This window comes from Pedobacter psychrodurus, from assembly GCF_004331735.1.
GTDB lineage: Bacteria > Bacteroidota > Bacteroidia > Sphingobacteriales > Sphingobacteriaceae > Pedobacter > Pedobacter psychrodurus.
Genome location: NZ_SJSO01000016.1, coordinates 91,611 through 107,470, shown reverse-complemented (window position 1 = coordinate 107,470; position 15,860 = coordinate 91,611). Strand labels below are relative to the sequence as shown.

Below are 15,860 nucleotides of genomic sequence, written 5' to 3'. Positions count from 1 at the left end.
CATTCCCGCGCAGGCGGGAATCGTAATGCAAGAGCTTTAAGATTCCCAATCAAGTTGGGAATGACGAATCGAATAAGAAAAATTAAAACTTAATAAAATGAAAAAGTATATCATTCAATCCATCCGCTTAACCCTTGTACTATTGGTACTGTTATGCGTAATATATCCCATCAGTGTAGCCTTTATCGGCAAAATGTCTAAAGGAAACGGGGGAGGAGAAAAAATCACCAAAAATGGTAAAACAGTAGGTTATGCGCTGCTCGGCCAATCTTTTACCAAACCAGAATATTTCTGGGGAAGACCATCAGCAGTTGCTTACAATGCCGCAGGTTCTGCGGGCTCCAACAAAGGCCCGTCTAACCCCGATTATTTAAAAGAGGTGCAGTCGCGTATCGATACTTTATTGAAATACAACCCAGGCATCAAAAAATCAGATATCCCTGCCGATATGGTTACCGCATCAGGAAGTGGGCTTGACCCGAATATTTCTGAAGCCGGTGCTGCCATCCAGGTGGCAAGAGTGGCCAAGGCCAGGAAAATAGATGAGAAGAAAGTAAAAGAACTTGTTGCAATGAATACCCTTAAGCCCTTTATGGGAATGTTCGGGCCATCATCGGTAAATGTGCTGAAACTGAACCTTGCCCTGGACGAACTTTAAAAAACTGACCATCTTGCTGCCTGCCTGTAAAGCGTTTGCCAAAACAGTCCGGCAGGCAGCATCACCGGTCAATCTGACAATATCCAAAAATTAACAATAACAAAGCAGATGAGGCCCGTAAAAACGAGCACGGGCCTCATTGGCTTTGCCCTACACAAAACAATTCCAATTTTATGAAAAAATTAGTATTACTAGCTGCTGCACTTACTACAGGATTCTTCGCGAAAGCACAGGAAGAACCGAAAATTAAAGTAACCGGCTATCTTGAAGCCTATTATGGATACGATTTTAACAAACCGGCAGACCATAACCGCCCGGGCTTCATTTATTCACATAACCGTGCAAACGAGGTTAACCTGAACCTTGGCTTTATTAAAGCTGCGTATGACAGTGGAAATATCCGCGCAAACTTAGCTGTAATGGCAGGAACTTATGCCAATGCAAACCTTGCTGCTGAGCCGGGTGTATTAAAAAATATCTTCGAAGCCAATGCTGGCGTGAAATTATCCAAATCGGAAAACCTTTGGGTTGATGCCGGAATCTTTTCTTCGCACATCGGTTTTGAAGGTGCTGTTTCAAAAGACTGTTGGGTGTTAACCAGGAACATTTCTTCGGAGAATACCCCTTACTACGAATCAGGTGCAAAAATTACTTATGGCACCAAAGATGGCAAATTTACAGCAACAGCACTTTACCTTAATGGGTGGCAGCGTATTACCCGTCAGAATGGAAATAATAAACCTGCGGGCGGACTTCAATTAAGCTGGAAACCAACAGACAAGATCACGGTGAACTACAGCAACTACCTTGGGACAGAGGGTGTGGATTCGGTTCGGGTAAACAGGTTTTACCACAACATCTATGGTATCTTTCAGGTTACCGATAAATTTGGTGTAACTGTTGGTTTTGACTATGGTACGCAGCAGAAAGCAAAAGGCAGTGACGATAAAAACGAGGTAATCTCACCAGTGGCAATCCTGCAATACAAGTTTGCACCGAAATGGGCTGTTGCCGGAAGATTCGAATATTATGAAGATAAAAACGGGATCTTCATTGCAACCGGAACACCAGAAGGTTTCAAAACCAAAGGATACTCGTTAAACCTTGATTATTCGCCAATCTCCAATGCCGTGATCAGGTTAGAAGGAAAGGCCTATGATAGCAAGGACAAAATCTTTGTAAGAGATGCGGCAGCGGTAAATGCCAATGCAACCCTTACAGCGAGTATAGCAGTTTCGTTTTAGCTTCGCGGTCGTCATTTCCAGGCAGGTGGGAATGACGACTACTCTTTGAGATCTGTCATCCTGAGCTTGTCGAAGGACTTGCCAAAATGCATGGTAAAGCGTTTCGACTACTTGTCCCGATTCATCGGGAGGCTCAACGTGACATATAGAATGATTTTTTAATAAAAAAACAATGCATCCATATATAGAAATCTTATTCAGCCTGTTTTTAGCGTTCCTTGGAATGTTAATGATGAGAAAATTAAGCTCGTTAAAAAGGAAAAGAACATCTGCTATCAAAAAAAGTTATGCTACTGAAAAATACTTTAAACTGCTTTCTAGAAAGATTTCACTTAAATTTATGCTGGTATTGTTTACCCTTATAATGATTACCACAGTTACCATATTGATAGAAAAAGGATTAATGACTGTTACCTGGTAAAAAGATCATGGAAGAAGAACAAAAAGAAGAATCAGTCAGGCACTTTTTAGATCTGGTGAAGAAATCCAGGCGCGGCAAGCTCAAGATCTATATTGGCATGAGTGCTGGTGTGGGTAAAACTTACCGGATGCTCCAGGAATCGCATGCATTGTTGCGAAATGGAGTAGACATTTGTATCGGTTATGTTGAAACCCACAAAAGGGTAGAAACAGAAGCGCTTGTTGCAGGTCTTCCCAATATTCCAAGACGCAAAATCTTTTATCGGGGCAAGGAAATCGAAGAAATGGATCTCAAGGGGATCATGAACCGCCATCCAGAGATTGTTATTGTAGATGAACTTGCCCATACCAATGCCGAAGGCAGCAAAAATACCAAACGTTGGCAGGATGTTTTCGACCTGCTCGAGGCAGGGATCAGCGTAATTTCGGCTGTTAATATCCAGCACCTGGAAAGCATTAACGAGGAAATTGAACAGATTACTGGAATAGCGGTTACCGAACGTATCCCGGATAAGATACTGGAAATTGCCGATGAAATCGTAAACATCGACCTTACGGCTGACGAATTGGTTACCCGGTTAAAAGAAGGTAAAATTTACGATCAATCGAAAATCGAAAGGGCACTCGGCAATTTTTTTCAATCTGATAAAATTCTTCAGTTGCGCGAACTGGCCTTAAAAGAGGTGGTGCACCAGGTGGAACGGAAAATCCAGACCGAAATTCCAAAATCAATCAAACTTCGGCCTGAACGGTTTTTAGCCTGTATTTCTTCTAACGCCGAAACTGCAGGAGTGGTAATCCGGAAAACAGCTAGACTGGCTTCCTATTACCGATCGCCATGGATTGTACTGTATGTGCAGAGCGATAGTGAAAGCATGGAACGCATTAAACTTGATAAACAACGCCATCTGATTAATCATTTTAAACTGGCTACCGAGCTTGGGGCCGAAGTGATCAAAGTAAAAAGTAATGCGATAACCAAAACCATCATCGATATCGCAAACGAAAAAGAAATTACCACCATTTGTATTGGGAAACCCCATCTAAATATTTTTCAGGTCATCCTACGTACGGCGGTTTTTAATGGTCTGTTGAAGAATCTGGCGCTGAAGGATATCGATTTAGTTATCCTATCTTAAATAACAAAGGCTATTCACATAATTCTCAAATTAGTCAAAACCATATCCCTTTATGTTGGGTTGAAATAATAAGACCTATGGAAAGCGATATGGAAAAAAAGGATACCAAAACACATTTGATTAACGAGATTACCACCGCAGGATTGCAGGCTGCTGCAAAGAAACTGGGTGCGGAGGCCAGTAAGGCACAGATTCGAAAAGGTGTTTCTAAAAACATCAGTTTAATTGATGAATTATTGCGCATTGTCCTTATCAAAAATAAAGATTCTTCTAAAAGAGTGCAAAGAAACATCGAGTTTATTGGTTTGGGCGTTATTGCTGCACATACCTTTTACCGAGGCATAGAAAAGAAAAAACGGCTATGGATTTTTGAGGGAGTTTTTCTAACAGCCGCTCTTGGTGGGGTGTTATTAGCCACACACTTTGAAACGTCGAACAACGCGAAATAGAATGAAAATTTATCCCTGTTCATCAGATTGGACAGAGATAAATTTGATTTATATGTCTAATAAAATACAAGCCTTGCACTGGCAAAATCTTCTGTATTTTATCTTACTTCACTTTTTAGCTCCATAATAAAAATATGGCCCTGGGCAGAATTGGTTTGTACATTTACGATATAATTTTTGCCATTATTTCTGAAAGCATATACAGTGAAGGGTTCATCATCCGATAAACCAAAAGTATGGTGCTTGCCATTCCATTGGTTTTCTTTCAATTTATTTCTTAAGGCCTCATTGGCCGTTTCATTGGCTGGATAGCTACCCTTATATATTTGCTTTGCACCTATTTTCGTGAAATAATCGCTAATGTTCTGATTAAATAATCTTTGATTAAACCTTTGTTCATCCACATTTTCAAAAATAATTGTCCCAAGTTTTCCTTCTGCGGTGTATATGTCATTGCCAGTATAATTCTCTAATTTTTCATTGTCGAAAACATCTGATAAACCATCTTTTTCATCTAAAATCTTAAATTCCTTTGGGGTAGTGAAAAAAGGAAACTTGCCGATTTCCCTGGCTTCGTGGATGTTATCCCAATCGATAGTTGTGGTGGTAACGCTGTCGTTAACCTTTGGTGCTTCAACCTGACTGGTGCTTATACTGTCTTTAGAATTTTCTGCTGTTTTCTTTTCGTTGTTTTTACAAGATACGAAGGCTACTCCGAATGCGAGGGCGATTGCTGTTTTTTTTATGGATAGGTTTGATTACGTTTTAGCTATGGGATTTTTTTGCTTCCCCAATGCTGCCTGTTCAAAAATGATGCCCGAATTACCTAAACCCAACAATTGAATTTTAGCATATTCCTATGACACTTTTTAGCTAGAAAATTGTTCAGTTTGTATAGCCCACAAGGTAATAACTATTTATTATAAACATTATTTTGAAATTAAAAATGGATTTACAATTAAAGAATAAAACAGCTTTTATAAGTGGCTCTACTGCTGGGATCGGATTTGCAATTGCCGAAAGTTTATTAAAAGAAGGTGTAAAAGTGATTATCAATGGCCGATCGCAAAGCAGTGTAGATGATGCAGTGAAATCGTTGCAAGGTATTGCTGGGAAAGAATTTATTTCGGGCATAGCTGCTGATTTTTCGAAAGCTGACGAAGTAAGTAACTTGATAGATAAACTTCCGGAGATAGATATACTGATCAATAATGCAGGCATTTTTGAACCTAAAGCTTTTGAAAACATCAGTGATGAAGAATGGTTTAGGTTTTTCGAAGTCAATGTGATGAGCGGAATCAGGTTATCGCGGCAGCTATTCCCTAAGATGTTAAAGAAAAATTGGGGCAGGATTGTTTTTATCTCTAGCGAATCGGCAGTGTTTATCCCGGATGAAATGATCCACTATGGTATGACTAAAACTGCACAGCTGGCGGTTAGTCGTGGCTTGGCAGAATTAACTCAAGGTACTGAAGTAACCGTCAATTCAATTTTGCCCGGCCCTACCAAATCAAAAGGGGTTGGTGGTTTTATTGAAGATTTAGCAAAAAAAGGAAACATCACCATTGCTGAGGTAGAAGCCGATTTCTTTAAGAACATGCGGCCTACTTCATTACTGCAACGCTTTCTTGATGTTAGTGAAATTGCAAACGCAGTTACTTTTTATGTAAGTCCATTAGCCTCAGGAACCAATGGGGCAGCCATTAGGGTAGAGGGTGGGTTAGTAAGGTCGATATTGTAGTATATTATGGATGATTTGGGAGTCCATAAGTAGGCTAATGAACTTTTAATTTATTATTTTCAGGCTCTAAAAAAATACTTTTAATAATGCTCAATTCTTTTGGGCAGACTCATTCCAGAATCAATCCAACGCCCATGTCAATACCATTAAGTTAAGAGATAATCGTAAAAAAAATTGTCACCCTGAGGGATAATTTATTTTATAAAAATCAATATGAGTGAGGTATAATTGATTTCTTTTGCCATACACCACGATCTTGCCTCGGCTCGCCGCCGCCGAAGGGCTCTTTCTTTTTGGCATCAAAAAGAAACAAAAAATGCCGGCTGAAAATTTTTCTTTTGAAGCCAGTTGTGCGGCCAAAACAGTGTAGCCCGAAAAATTTGTTAGGCCGGATTTAAGTAGAACGGGGATACCGTGATAGGGCCTAGCTGGATGGAAATGCGAAAGTAGTTAAAATGCTGATTAATAACAATTTGTAAAATAACGTCAGTGGTAGCGTAGTAGAAGGGCATTTATTTGCGATTATCACTCAAGAAGTCTTCGATTACACTCAGACTGACAAGACTTCTACTTAACTTAATAATATTGCGCGCATGTTTGAGGTTTCGCTGGTATAATGCGGGGAACGGCGAAGGTATTAATGAGCAAAGAAATATTTTTTTGTTGCACGTAGGGGTAAGTGTTGTATTTGTTGTCTCATTTTAAAATTAGATAGATATGAATACAACTTCGACAAAAATTAAAAACAGCTTTACAGCAAACATCAATTTCAATAAAGCATATGGTGTTAAAGCATTGGGTTTAGCTATACTCTTAAGCACTGGTTTAAATGGTTTTGCACAGGAAGGCACAAAAGGTAAAGTAAATATTGGTTTTGTATACCCGGTAAGTACGAACGGAACCCATGCTGCTCTTGATACAAACGTATTTTCTTTAAACGCACTAGTTGGCGTTTCGGCAGCAGAAAAAGGACTCTCATTTGCAGGTCTTTCCAATATTGTGCGTAAAAATGCAAGTGGTACGCAGTTCGCAGGTTTTTCTAACCACATTGGTGGTAAAGCAAGTGGGGCACAGTTTGCGGGTTTTATCAATACCTATGGGGGTGGAAATGGAGCAGCTATTGCAGGCTTCGCCAATATCTCAAAAGAAAACAGTGGTGCTCAGGTAGCTGGTTTTATGAACTGGACTTCGAAAAATGTTTCAGTACTGCAGGTTGGAGGTTTTATGAATAAAGCCGCCGATGTAAAAGGATCACAGATCGCAGGTTTTATCAATGTGGCAAAGAAAGTGAAGGGCGTACAGCTTGCAGGTTTTATTAACGTAGCTGATAGCAGCGATTATCCAATTGGGATTATCAATATTGTTAAAAACGGTGAGAAAAGTATTGCTTTAACCACCAACCAGAATTTAACTACCATGGCCACATTCAGATCGGGTGGGAAAGTATTATATGGTATTATTGGTGCTGGTTATAATTTTAAAAATAAAGATGAAGTTTATGCTTTCGAAGCAGGCTTAGGGGCTCACTTTTTTCAATCGGAACACTTTAGGTTAAATGCAGAACTTACCGCTGGCTCATTGCAAAACTTTAAACGGGGCAATTATTTCAAATCGACCTTCCAGTTACTGCCATCACTTAGGATAGGCCAAAATTTAGAAATTTTTGCAGGACCATCGTTCAATTTTGTATCAACCAATACCGAAGAGGGCAAAAGCCTACAGAAACATTATGTAAAAACCTGGGATCGAAAAGACAATACCCTACATGCCTTATTTTTAGGTTATACTGGTGGTTTGGCTATTAGTTTTTAAGATGGATGATTGAATGATTGACTTTGTGAACTATCTAACATGCTCTCATTTATTCATTCAATCATTCTCTAATTCTCTCATTAAATTATTAAAAATATATATTTGATTACAATTAAACCCGTGGAATTAACAGCAGTAGCTTCCGAAATCAGACATCAATACCATGATGATACCGCATTTGAACATTTGTTCAAAACGCAATATAATGCACTGCACACTTATGCTCAGGTGATTTTAAAGGATGAAGATGTTGCTGAGGAAATTGTACAGGGAATGTTCTTGAAGTTTTGGGAAAAAAGGGAAAACCTTAAAATACAATCTATAAAAGCATATCTCTACAAGTGTGTTTACAACGATAGTTTAAATTATATTAAACAGGAAAAAACCAAAAGCAAATACCAGGAATTTACGGTACACACCATGAATACAGAACACGAGCCTGCTGCTGCAAAAGTCGAATTTTCAGAGCTACAGCAGCATTTAAGAGAAGCCCTGAATCACTTACCAGAGCAATGCCGGACCATTTTTCAAATGAGCAGGTTCGAAGAATTGAAATACCGCGAAATTGCCGATCATTTAGGTTTATCGATTAAAACCGTAGAAAATCAAATGGGTAAGGCTTTAAGGATTTTAAGACTTAAACTGGCTGATTTTCTGGTCTTTATTTTACTTGGGCTATGGTGTTACAAAGATTTTTTTAATTAGAAGAAAGCGTATGAATGATGAATTATTGATAAAGGTTCTTCTAAAAGAAAGTACTGTAGAAGAAAACGAAAAGGTAGAAAAATGGCTAAACGCTACTGAAGCCAATAAAAAACATTTCTCGCAGTTAGAAACCATCTGGCAGGTAAGCGATACCCTGAAAAATGAAAATAAAAGGGATGAAGAGCTGGCGTGGACAAGTTTTAAGGCGAGAAGAGCAGATTTAAAACCGCAGGGCGGAAATACTAAACTATTAGATGCCCGTAAAGTTTGGCTTAGGATAGCTGCGGTATTGTTTATTGCTGTGGGCGGATGGATGGTATATGTTTTGTACGGCCCCGAAAATTATACTGAACTAACTGCCACTAATCAGGTCCGTACTGAAACCTTGCCTGATGGATCGGCACTTACCTTAAACAAGAATACTAAAATAAGTTATGCAGGTAACTTTAAAAACAACAGAAAACTGAAATTGGAACAAGGTGATGTGTTTTTTGACGTCGCCAAAGATAAAACCCATCCTTTTGTAATCAATATCGAAACGATAAGTGTAGAAGTGGTAGGCACCTCGTTCAACATTAAGCACATTCAAAAGGATACCGAAATTAATGTAGAGACCGGAATTGTGAAGGTTAGCCTGGGCAGTGATGAAGTTAAACTTTATAAGGGCGAAAAAATTATCATTAATGGCAATACCAGTAAACTGGTAAAAGAACAAAGTACCGATCAGCTTTACAACTATTATCGCAGCAATCTGTTTCAGGCAAATAACATTGCTTTATCCAAACTGGTGACCACCTTGAACGAGGCTTATGGAAGCAACATCTCTTTGGGTGAAAAGATTAAGGGTTTAACAATCAATACCACTTTAAAAATGGGATCGATAAACCAGAATCTCGATATTATCTGCCAAACCTTAAATTTACAGTTATCCCGTAACGGTAACACCATTTTGTTGTCTGATAAAAAATAATGAAGACAAAACTGATTATTTTATTGCTCTTTATTTCAGGCTATTGTACCGCACAGGTTACCACCGTCGATTATAGAAGAAATTTATCAAAAGGGGTAAGTATAAATGTTAAGCAGGAACGGGTTGGCAATGTTTTGCAGATGATAAGCAAAGCTGGCGGATTCTATTTTTCTTACAATGGTGTGCTGTTCAGGCAGGATAGCCTGGTTAGCCTGAATGTGAAGAATGTTCCGGTGCGCGAGGTTTTAGATCAACTATTTGATGGTAAGGTAGATTATAAAGAAAATGCTGAATACATTATTCTTCGCTATGCCGTAAATCATTTAACAATAGAAGCAGAGCACATTGCTAACGGCGATAATGAATATGCGATAAGCGGTTATGTGGTTGATACCAGAACGGGAAATAAAGTTAAACAGGCAAGTGTTTATGAAAAAAAACTACTTCAGGCTGCACTTACAGATGACAATGGTTATTTTACACTACGTTTTAGGGGTGAACACAGTGGCGTAATTTTAACGGCAAGTAAAGAAACCTATCGAGATACCGCCCTGGTTTTCCTGGCTGATATCAATATAAAACCTGAGAAATACGAAGATCCAGACAAAGAGAAAGGCGCATTTTTCACCAACACTTTTGGGGGACGCGGGATATGGCGTTTTTTGCTCTCCTCAAAACAACGCATCCAAAACCTGAATATTCCCGATTTTTTGGCGCAAACACCTTTTCAGGCATCGTTTACCCCTGGCTTAAGCTCGCATGGCAGCATGAGTTCTAGTGTAGTAAACAAGGCATCTTTAAATATACTTGGTGGTTATACTGCCGGAACAAATGGCTTTGAAATAGCGGGTGCGTTTAATTTAACCAAAGGCGATATTAAAAAGATTCAGGTAGCAGGCTTGTTCAATGTAGTGGGCGGATCGGTAAAAGGCACTCAATTTTCGGGTGCGTACAACGATGTAAACCTCAATATGGATGGTGTACAGGTGGCCGGTTTGTTAAATAGAGTAGAAAGTAAAGTGAGGGGTCTGCAATTGGCCGGGGTAGGCAACCTTGCGGGCAAAGATGTTAAAGGAGCGCAGGTAGCTGGACTGGTTAATTGGAGCAAAAATACCACTGGGGTTCAGCTGGCAGGCGTATTGAATCAAACCTCGGGCCGTTTGAAGGGCATGCAGCTTGCCGGATTGGTTAACCATGCTCAAAATATGGATGGTTTTCAACTTGGCGTGGTAAATCTGGCCGATTCATCATCGGGTATCAGTATCGGTTTGATCAATTTATCCAATAATGGCTACCGTAAAATAACAGTATATAGCAATGAGGTAATCAATGCCAACGTTGCCTTTAAAACTGGAAATGCCAATTTATATACCTTATTAATCGTGGGTAAAAATTTTTCAGATACTGCCCGGGTATTTACTTTTGGATTAGGTCTTGGTCATGATTTTATATTAAACAAACGTTTTGCCATCGCCGCCGAAGGAACCATTCAGTCGATATATCTCGGCAATAATGTTGAAGAAGCAAATAACCTCTATAGGCTACAGGTAAACCTGCAGTTTAACGCTTTGTCGAGGCTTGCTATTTTTGCAGGACCAGCCTATTCGCATTACGTAAATGGAGAAGTTATTTCTGGAGAAAATTATAAAAAGGAGGTGGCGCCTGCCTGGAGTCGTCGTTTTAAAAACGGTGCGCAAGGTTGGTTGGGGTGGAATTTTGGTGTTATGGTTTCTCTATAGATCGTTTATTTTGCCAATTTTATGGCTTCACTTTAGTTAAATGGCTACATTTGATTACCAATTTTAATCTTATGTTATTATTTGCGGTTCCGCTATATTTTATTGCCTTTTTTGGTTGGATCATTTACGCAGCCTTGGTTAAGAAAAACTTGAAACAAAACATGCCAATGTTTTATTTTGGAGGTGTGTTTAGCTTGATCTGGATTGTGATTATAACGATTGCCTATATTTAAATACATCAATCAGTATAAGGTCTGACTCCTGCTTGTGTCATCATTTTAAAAATGCAGCATAAATTGGTAGCTTGAACTTAAGGCTTACCGTTCCTTTGTAAACGTAGTATTTTACTGTCTTCGCTGTTTGAATTGCCAGCCTTTTCTGTAATATTGATTAATTTCATTTTATTATGCCTTTGAAATCTATTATCCAGATAAAGAAGGGAGCTGCCGACTCAAACTGAATAAAGAAGGGGTTAACATAGTTTAAAATTTATGCCGACTATATCGAAAATCAAAATACTTGATGATAGCGATTTAAGAACTGAAATTGATAACATTTACGAGAAAACAGATCAGGTTTCTTTAGCAAAGTGGGCAATTAAGTGTGCGAAAAATTTGTTAACCTGTTTGCCAGATGAAAATATAGATTTATCCGTTATTGAAATCGGATTCGAAATAAATAAACGTTGGCAAGTTGGAAAAGCAAGTGTTCACGAGGTTAGACAGGCTGGTTTCAAAATTCATGAGCTTGCCAGGGCATGTAGTACCGAGGTGACGAAAAATGCTATTCGAACAGCTGGTCAGGCGGTAGGTGTTGGGCACATGAGGGAGCATGCCATGGTATGCGCGGATTATGCAATTAAAACCATTGGCTTAGCTTTCCATAAAGATTTAAATCGGATAAAAGCCGAACGTATTTGGCAATTGGAAACATTAAAGATGATAATAGCAAGCGAAGGCTTTAACCGCTAAGCTTTTTGGCATTGGTGGAGTTTATTATGGTCCAGACCAATGATTCTTTTTAATCTCCGTAATGCGATAGCATATCTTAGCTAATTTTATAAAAGATAAAATCACCACTGCCATAGGGTTGTCAGTTGGCCTGCTAAATTTGTTGCTTAATTAAAAATAATTTTATGTACAATCTGTTCCTTAAAATTATTTTATTAATTGCGAAATAGTGGAAAATAAAGTAAAAGATATAGAAACTTTTTGCCCAGGCAGCATTATAGAATGGCGGAATTGGTTAGCAGCCCATCATGATCTTAAATCTTCAGTTTGGCTAATTTATGGCAAGAAGGGTTCTGGTTTGCCAAGCATTACCTGGAGCGAAGCTGTAGATGAGGCTCTGTGTTTCGGCTGGATAGACAGTATAAAAAAACCCATAGATGGGAAGACATTTATGCAGTTTTTCTGTAAACGGAAACCTAAAAGTGTTTGGTCAAAAATCAATAAGGAAAAGGTAAAGCGCCTATTGGCACAAGAACTTATTGCAAAAGCAGGTTTAGAAGCTATTAAAAGGGCCAAACAAAATGGATCATGGAGAACTTTAGATGCAGCGGAAACACTTAAAATACCTAGAGATTTAGCCGCTGAATTTAAAAATAGAAAAGACGCAAAGATTTTTTTTCTGAGTCTTAGTAAATCGGTTAAGAAATCCATCCTGCAATGGATTGTACTAGCCAAAAAGCCAGAAACCCGGCAAAACAGAATTCTTGAACTTATAAAATCCTCATCAGAAAACGTATTGCCAAAGCAATTTCTCCGTTAACGGGCAAACCATCTAAATTAACTGTTAAAGTAAATACATACATTTTTAAAAATGGATATTACCAAAAGATTTGACCGCATACTACAGATATTTTTTCTATTGCAATCTAAATCTGTAGTAACTACAGAAGAATTACAAAAGCGGTTCGAAATCAGTATAAGAACGATCTACCGGGATTTAAAAGCCCTGGAGATTGCTGGCATTCCAATCGTAAACGAATCAGGAACTGGTTATTCGATTATGGAAGGGTTTAGGCTACAGCCATCAAGGTTTAGTCAGGAAGAAATTCTCAGTTTAATGGTTGCCGAAAAAGTGATGCAAAAACATGAAACCGAATTTGTTAAAAAACATTTTGAGGCGGCACTTATCAAAATAAAAAGCTCTTTTCAGGTGCATCAAAAAAGAGATTTCCTGCATTTGGAAGATGCAGTACATCTTAAAAGTGACATTAAATCAAATGATTACCTGCCCAATATTATTGATGTTTTACTCAATAGCACTTTAAAGAAAAAAATAACCCAGATAGATTACCTCAAAAGTGGTGATGTTAATACCGTTGGCAGATCTGTTGAACCAATTGGTGTATTCTACGAACACAGTCTTTGGTATCTGTTAGCCTATTGCCATTTAAGAAAAGATTACCGCAATTTTAGGCTAGACAGGATTAAAAAAGTTTTAGTGCTCCAAGAAAACTTCACCATTACACACCCGCCAATTAATGAATTCCGGGATAAAGGTCTATCCGAAAATATAATGAAAATAGAAATCAGGGTAGACCGGAAGTATGCACATTTTCTATATTGGGAACGACAGATTTTCGGATTTACGGGCGAAGAAATTTCAGATGATTTTGTGATCATGTATTTCGACTGTTCCCTTTCTGTTGTTTCTTTTGTCCGCTGGTTTCTTAAATTTGTTGATGTTGCCGAAATTATAGAACCAGCCCATTTAAATAACGAGCTGGTTGAAATCATGGAATCTGGTCTGAAGAGAATAAAAAACAAAGAGGCTGTATCATAAATATAGAATTGTCATCCTGAGTGATAATTTATTTTATAAAAATGAAGGAAGAATTTAAAAGATAATAAATCCCCTCCAAGTATCGTCATTGCGAGAAGGCTTTTTCAGCCGACGAAGCAATCTTTATGGCAAGGATCACTAGCATGAAAGATTGCTTCGTCGTTCCTCCTCGCAATGACGATTTTTCTATTGCAGTCCATCAATGGTGGCCAGTTGGAGTAACCCGTTTAAATGTTTCGCAAAACGTTTCGACAGGCTCTCCGTAGGAGTCCTTTGGACAACATGACAGCATCTGAGGTGAAATAACCTTTATGATACAGTCTCTTGCTTTTTAATAACGGTCCCAGAAAAATGGAGGCTCAATGCCTAAGGCTCGTAAATACACAAAGCCCTGGCCACGGTGGTGTATTTCGTTATCAATGAAATACAAGAGATGGCTAATGATTGTAAACTCGTACTGTCCGAATAATTTAATTGTTTCGTGAAGCTGATCTTCAGAGATTTGGTTAAAGTACTCCACAATTTTTGGAGTATCCTCATCCCATTTTGTTAGAATCTCTTCCTTGGTATTCAGTGGAAGATCATGACTAAAAGGCGATGTTTCCTTGGTGATCATTTCTTTTAAACCAGGAACATCAATCGATAATAACTCTTTAATTAATGCAGAAAAAGGCCTCATTCCACCGATCGAAAATTCGAACAATTCTTTTTCGGGAAATTTTTCAATGGTTTTTCTGGTTAGTTTTCTGTGGCCTAACCAATGCTGTAGTAATTCGCTTTTAGTAATCATAGTTGCTGACATGATGTTATATTAATTTAATAGAACAAAGCTAAGACTGCATTATGACAGCTGTTTGTCAGTCGAAAAACAGCATGTTGTTTTTTATTAAAATTTCTATTTATTACAGCTAATCCCTAAATCCCAATTTTGGTCTCATCAAGCACGTGTAATGTTGCCGAATCACCAGATAAATCTTGTGTTTGGTTAATATGTTTCCTGTACATATTGCCCCAGTTAGACATCGCATCCAGCATCGGTTTCATGGTACGACCCAACTCGGTTAAGCGGTATTCTACCCTTGGTGGTACTTCCGGAAAAACAACACGGGTAATAATCTGGTCTTTCTCCAGTTCTCTTAACTGTGCCACCAACATCCGTTCTGATATACCAATAATGTCTTTTTTAAGTTCGCCATAACGCATGGTGCCATAAGAAAGGCGGCACAATATTGCAGGTTTCCACCTTCCGCCAATTACCGCCAGCGATGAAGACATGCCACAACTGTCGATCATCATTTTTTCATTTAAAGCATTGGTTGATGTCTCTTTTCTCATTTCTTACTTTTTTGTTAGTACCTAACAATTTGTTGCTTACCTGCAAATGTAAAGTATCTCTTTTACTTTAGCATAAAATTAAAAAAAATACACATGAAAAAATTAGAAGATAAAATTGCGCTGGTAACAGGAGGAAGCCGGGGCATAGGTGCAGCGATTGTAAAAAGATTGGCTGCAGAGGGTGCAAAAGTTGTATTTACTTATGCCAATTCAGCCGAAAAAGCTTTAGCCGTAGTGGCTGATGTTGAAGCTGCTGGTGGAGTTGCGGTTGCCTTAAAAGCAAGCAGTACAATACCTGCTGAAGTAACTGGTGCAGTGGCTAAAACAATTGCCGATTTTGGCCGTATTGATGTGCTGATTAGCAATGCAGGCATCTATATTGGTAAAGCCTTTGAAGAACACACCCTTGAGGATTATAACGAAATTATGGCTATTAATGTACAGGCGGTTTTTGTGGCTGCTTTGGCCGCTGTAAAAGGCATGCCTGAGGGTGGTCGGATCATTACCATTGGTAGCAACATGGGCGATAACGCTGTTGGTCCTGAAACCACTTTGTATACCATGAGCAAATCGGCACTTCAGGGTTTTACACGTGGTTTGGCACGCGATCTGGGCGCCCGAAAAATTACCGTAAACCTGATTCAGCCTGGGCCAATTAATACCGACATGAATCCTGCTGATGCACCATTAGCTGATTTTCTAAGAACCCGTATGGCATTGCCAGATTACGGCACAGTAGAAGATATCGCTGCATTTGTGAACTTTATTGCAAGCGAAGAAGCCAGATATATCACCGGTTCGTTTTTAACAATCGACGGTGGATTGAACGCTTAGTGTGATCTCTAATAAAACTAGACT

At 38.8% G+C, this 15,860-nt stretch carries 17 protein-coding genes; 14 read left to right on the top strand and 3 right to left on the bottom strand.

What is annotated here, in order from left to right; translation table 11 throughout:
• Nucleotides 1-97 precede the first annotated feature (97 nt).
• The 5 genes from EZ456_RS17785 to EZ456_RS17765 all read left to right on the top strand — a co-directional run bounded on the left by EZ456_RS17785 (nt 98) and on the right by EZ456_RS17765 (nt 3,910).
• Nucleotides 98-658, top strand: coding sequence for a K(+)-transporting ATPase subunit C (locus tag EZ456_RS17785; RefSeq protein WP_131532456.1), 561 nt, complete (start codon nt 98-100; stop codon nt 656-658).
• 173 nt (nt 659-831) lie between these two features.
• On the top strand, nt 832-1,902 hold the full coding sequence (locus EZ456_RS17780) for a porin (RefSeq protein WP_131532454.1): 1,071 nt from the start codon (nt 832-834) through the stop codon (nt 1,900-1,902).
• Nucleotides 1,903-2,074: 172 nt separating this feature from the next.
• Entirely contained in the window at nt 2,075-2,323 is a 249-nt protein-coding gene (locus EZ456_RS17775; RefSeq protein ID WP_131532452.1) for a hypothetical protein, read from the top strand.
• 7 nt (nt 2,324-2,330) lie between these two features.
• The gene (locus EZ456_RS17770; RefSeq protein ID WP_131532450.1) at nt 2,331-3,461 is read left to right on the top strand and encodes a sensor protein KdpD; all 1,131 of its coding nucleotides are present in this window, start codon (nt 2,331-2,333) and stop codon (nt 3,459-3,461) included.
• Between the two features lie 77 nt (nt 3,462-3,538).
• Complete coding sequence (locus tag EZ456_RS17765) at nt 3,539-3,910, top strand: hypothetical protein (RefSeq protein WP_165501366.1); 372 nt, start codon at nt 3,539-3,541, stop codon at nt 3,908-3,910.
• Nucleotides 3,911-4,008: 98 nt separating this feature from the next.
• Here the strand turns inward: EZ456_RS17765 and EZ456_RS17760 are convergent, their stop codons facing one another.
• On the bottom strand, nt 4,009-4,314 hold the full coding sequence (locus tag EZ456_RS17760; RefSeq protein WP_131532446.1) for a hypothetical protein: 306 nt from the start codon (nt 4,312-4,314) through the stop codon (nt 4,009-4,011).
• 542 nt (nt 4,315-4,856) lie between these two features.
• On the opposite strand from EZ456_RS17760, the gene EZ456_RS17755 reads away from it, so the two are divergent.
• The 8 genes from EZ456_RS17755 (at nt 4,857) to EZ456_RS17720 (ending at nt 13,667) form a co-directional block, all read left to right on the top strand.
• Nucleotides 4,857-5,651: an SDR family NAD(P)-dependent oxidoreductase gene (locus EZ456_RS17755; protein ID WP_131532443.1), complete on the top strand. Its 795-nt coding sequence runs from the start codon at nt 4,857-4,859 to the stop codon at nt 5,649-5,651.
• A 717-nt stretch (nt 5,652-6,368) separates the two neighbouring features.
• On the top strand, nt 6,369-7,463 hold the full coding sequence (locus tag EZ456_RS17750; RefSeq protein WP_131532441.1) for a hypothetical protein: 1,095 nt from the start codon (nt 6,369-6,371) through the stop codon (nt 7,461-7,463).
• 102 nt (nt 7,464-7,565) lie between these two features.
• A complete protein-coding gene (locus tag EZ456_RS17745) occupies nt 7,566-8,168 on the top strand; it encodes an RNA polymerase sigma-70 factor (RefSeq protein WP_225876564.1) in 603 nt (200 codons plus the stop codon).
• A gap of 10 nt (nt 8,169-8,178) precedes the next feature.
• Nucleotides 8,179-9,138 carry a FecR family protein gene (locus EZ456_RS17740; RefSeq protein ID WP_131532439.1) on the top strand — a complete coding sequence of 320 codons (960 nt, stop codon included), beginning with the start codon at nt 8,179-8,181 and terminating at the stop codon, nt 9,136-9,138.
• Complete coding sequence (locus EZ456_RS17735; protein ID WP_131532437.1) at nt 9,138-10,877, top strand: STN and carboxypeptidase regulatory-like domain-containing protein; 1,740 nt, start codon at nt 9,138-9,140, stop codon at nt 10,875-10,877. The genes EZ456_RS17740 and EZ456_RS17735 overlap by 1 nt, the downstream gene beginning before the upstream one ends.
• A gap of 491 nt (nt 10,878-11,368) precedes the next feature.
• Complete coding sequence (locus tag EZ456_RS17730) at nt 11,369-11,848, top strand: putative immunity protein (RefSeq protein WP_131532434.1); 480 nt, start codon at nt 11,369-11,371, stop codon at nt 11,846-11,848.
• Between the two features lie 208 nt (nt 11,849-12,056).
• A complete protein-coding gene (locus EZ456_RS17725; protein ID WP_131532432.1) occupies nt 12,057-12,647 on the top strand; it encodes a YdeI/OmpD-associated family protein in 591 nt (196 codons plus the stop codon).
• Between the two features lie 51 nt (nt 12,648-12,698).
• Nucleotides 12,699-13,667: a helix-turn-helix transcriptional regulator gene (locus EZ456_RS17720; RefSeq protein WP_131532430.1), complete on the top strand. Its 969-nt coding sequence runs from the start codon at nt 12,699-12,701 to the stop codon at nt 13,665-13,667.
• Nucleotides 13,668-13,998: 331 nt separating this feature from the next.
• Here the strand turns inward: EZ456_RS17720 and EZ456_RS17715 are convergent, their stop codons facing one another.
• Together EZ456_RS17715 and EZ456_RS17710 are read right to left on the bottom strand one after the other, a co-directional pair.
• Nucleotides 13,999-14,469, bottom strand: a complete 471-nt coding sequence (locus tag EZ456_RS17715; protein WP_131532428.1) for a DinB family protein — start codon at nt 14,467-14,469, stop codon at nt 13,999-14,001.
• A 113-nt stretch (nt 14,470-14,582) separates the two neighbouring features.
• Nucleotides 14,583-15,002: a winged helix-turn-helix transcriptional regulator gene (locus EZ456_RS17710; protein ID WP_131532426.1), complete on the bottom strand. Its 420-nt coding sequence runs from the start codon at nt 15,000-15,002 to the stop codon at nt 14,583-14,585.
• A 93-nt stretch (nt 15,003-15,095) separates the two neighbouring features.
• Between EZ456_RS17710 and EZ456_RS17705 the strand changes: the two genes are divergently transcribed.
• A complete protein-coding gene (locus tag EZ456_RS17705) occupies nt 15,096-15,836 on the top strand; it encodes an SDR family NAD(P)-dependent oxidoreductase (protein WP_131532424.1) in 741 nt (246 codons plus the stop codon).
• The last annotated feature ends 24 nt before the right edge of the window (nt 15,837-15,860 follow it).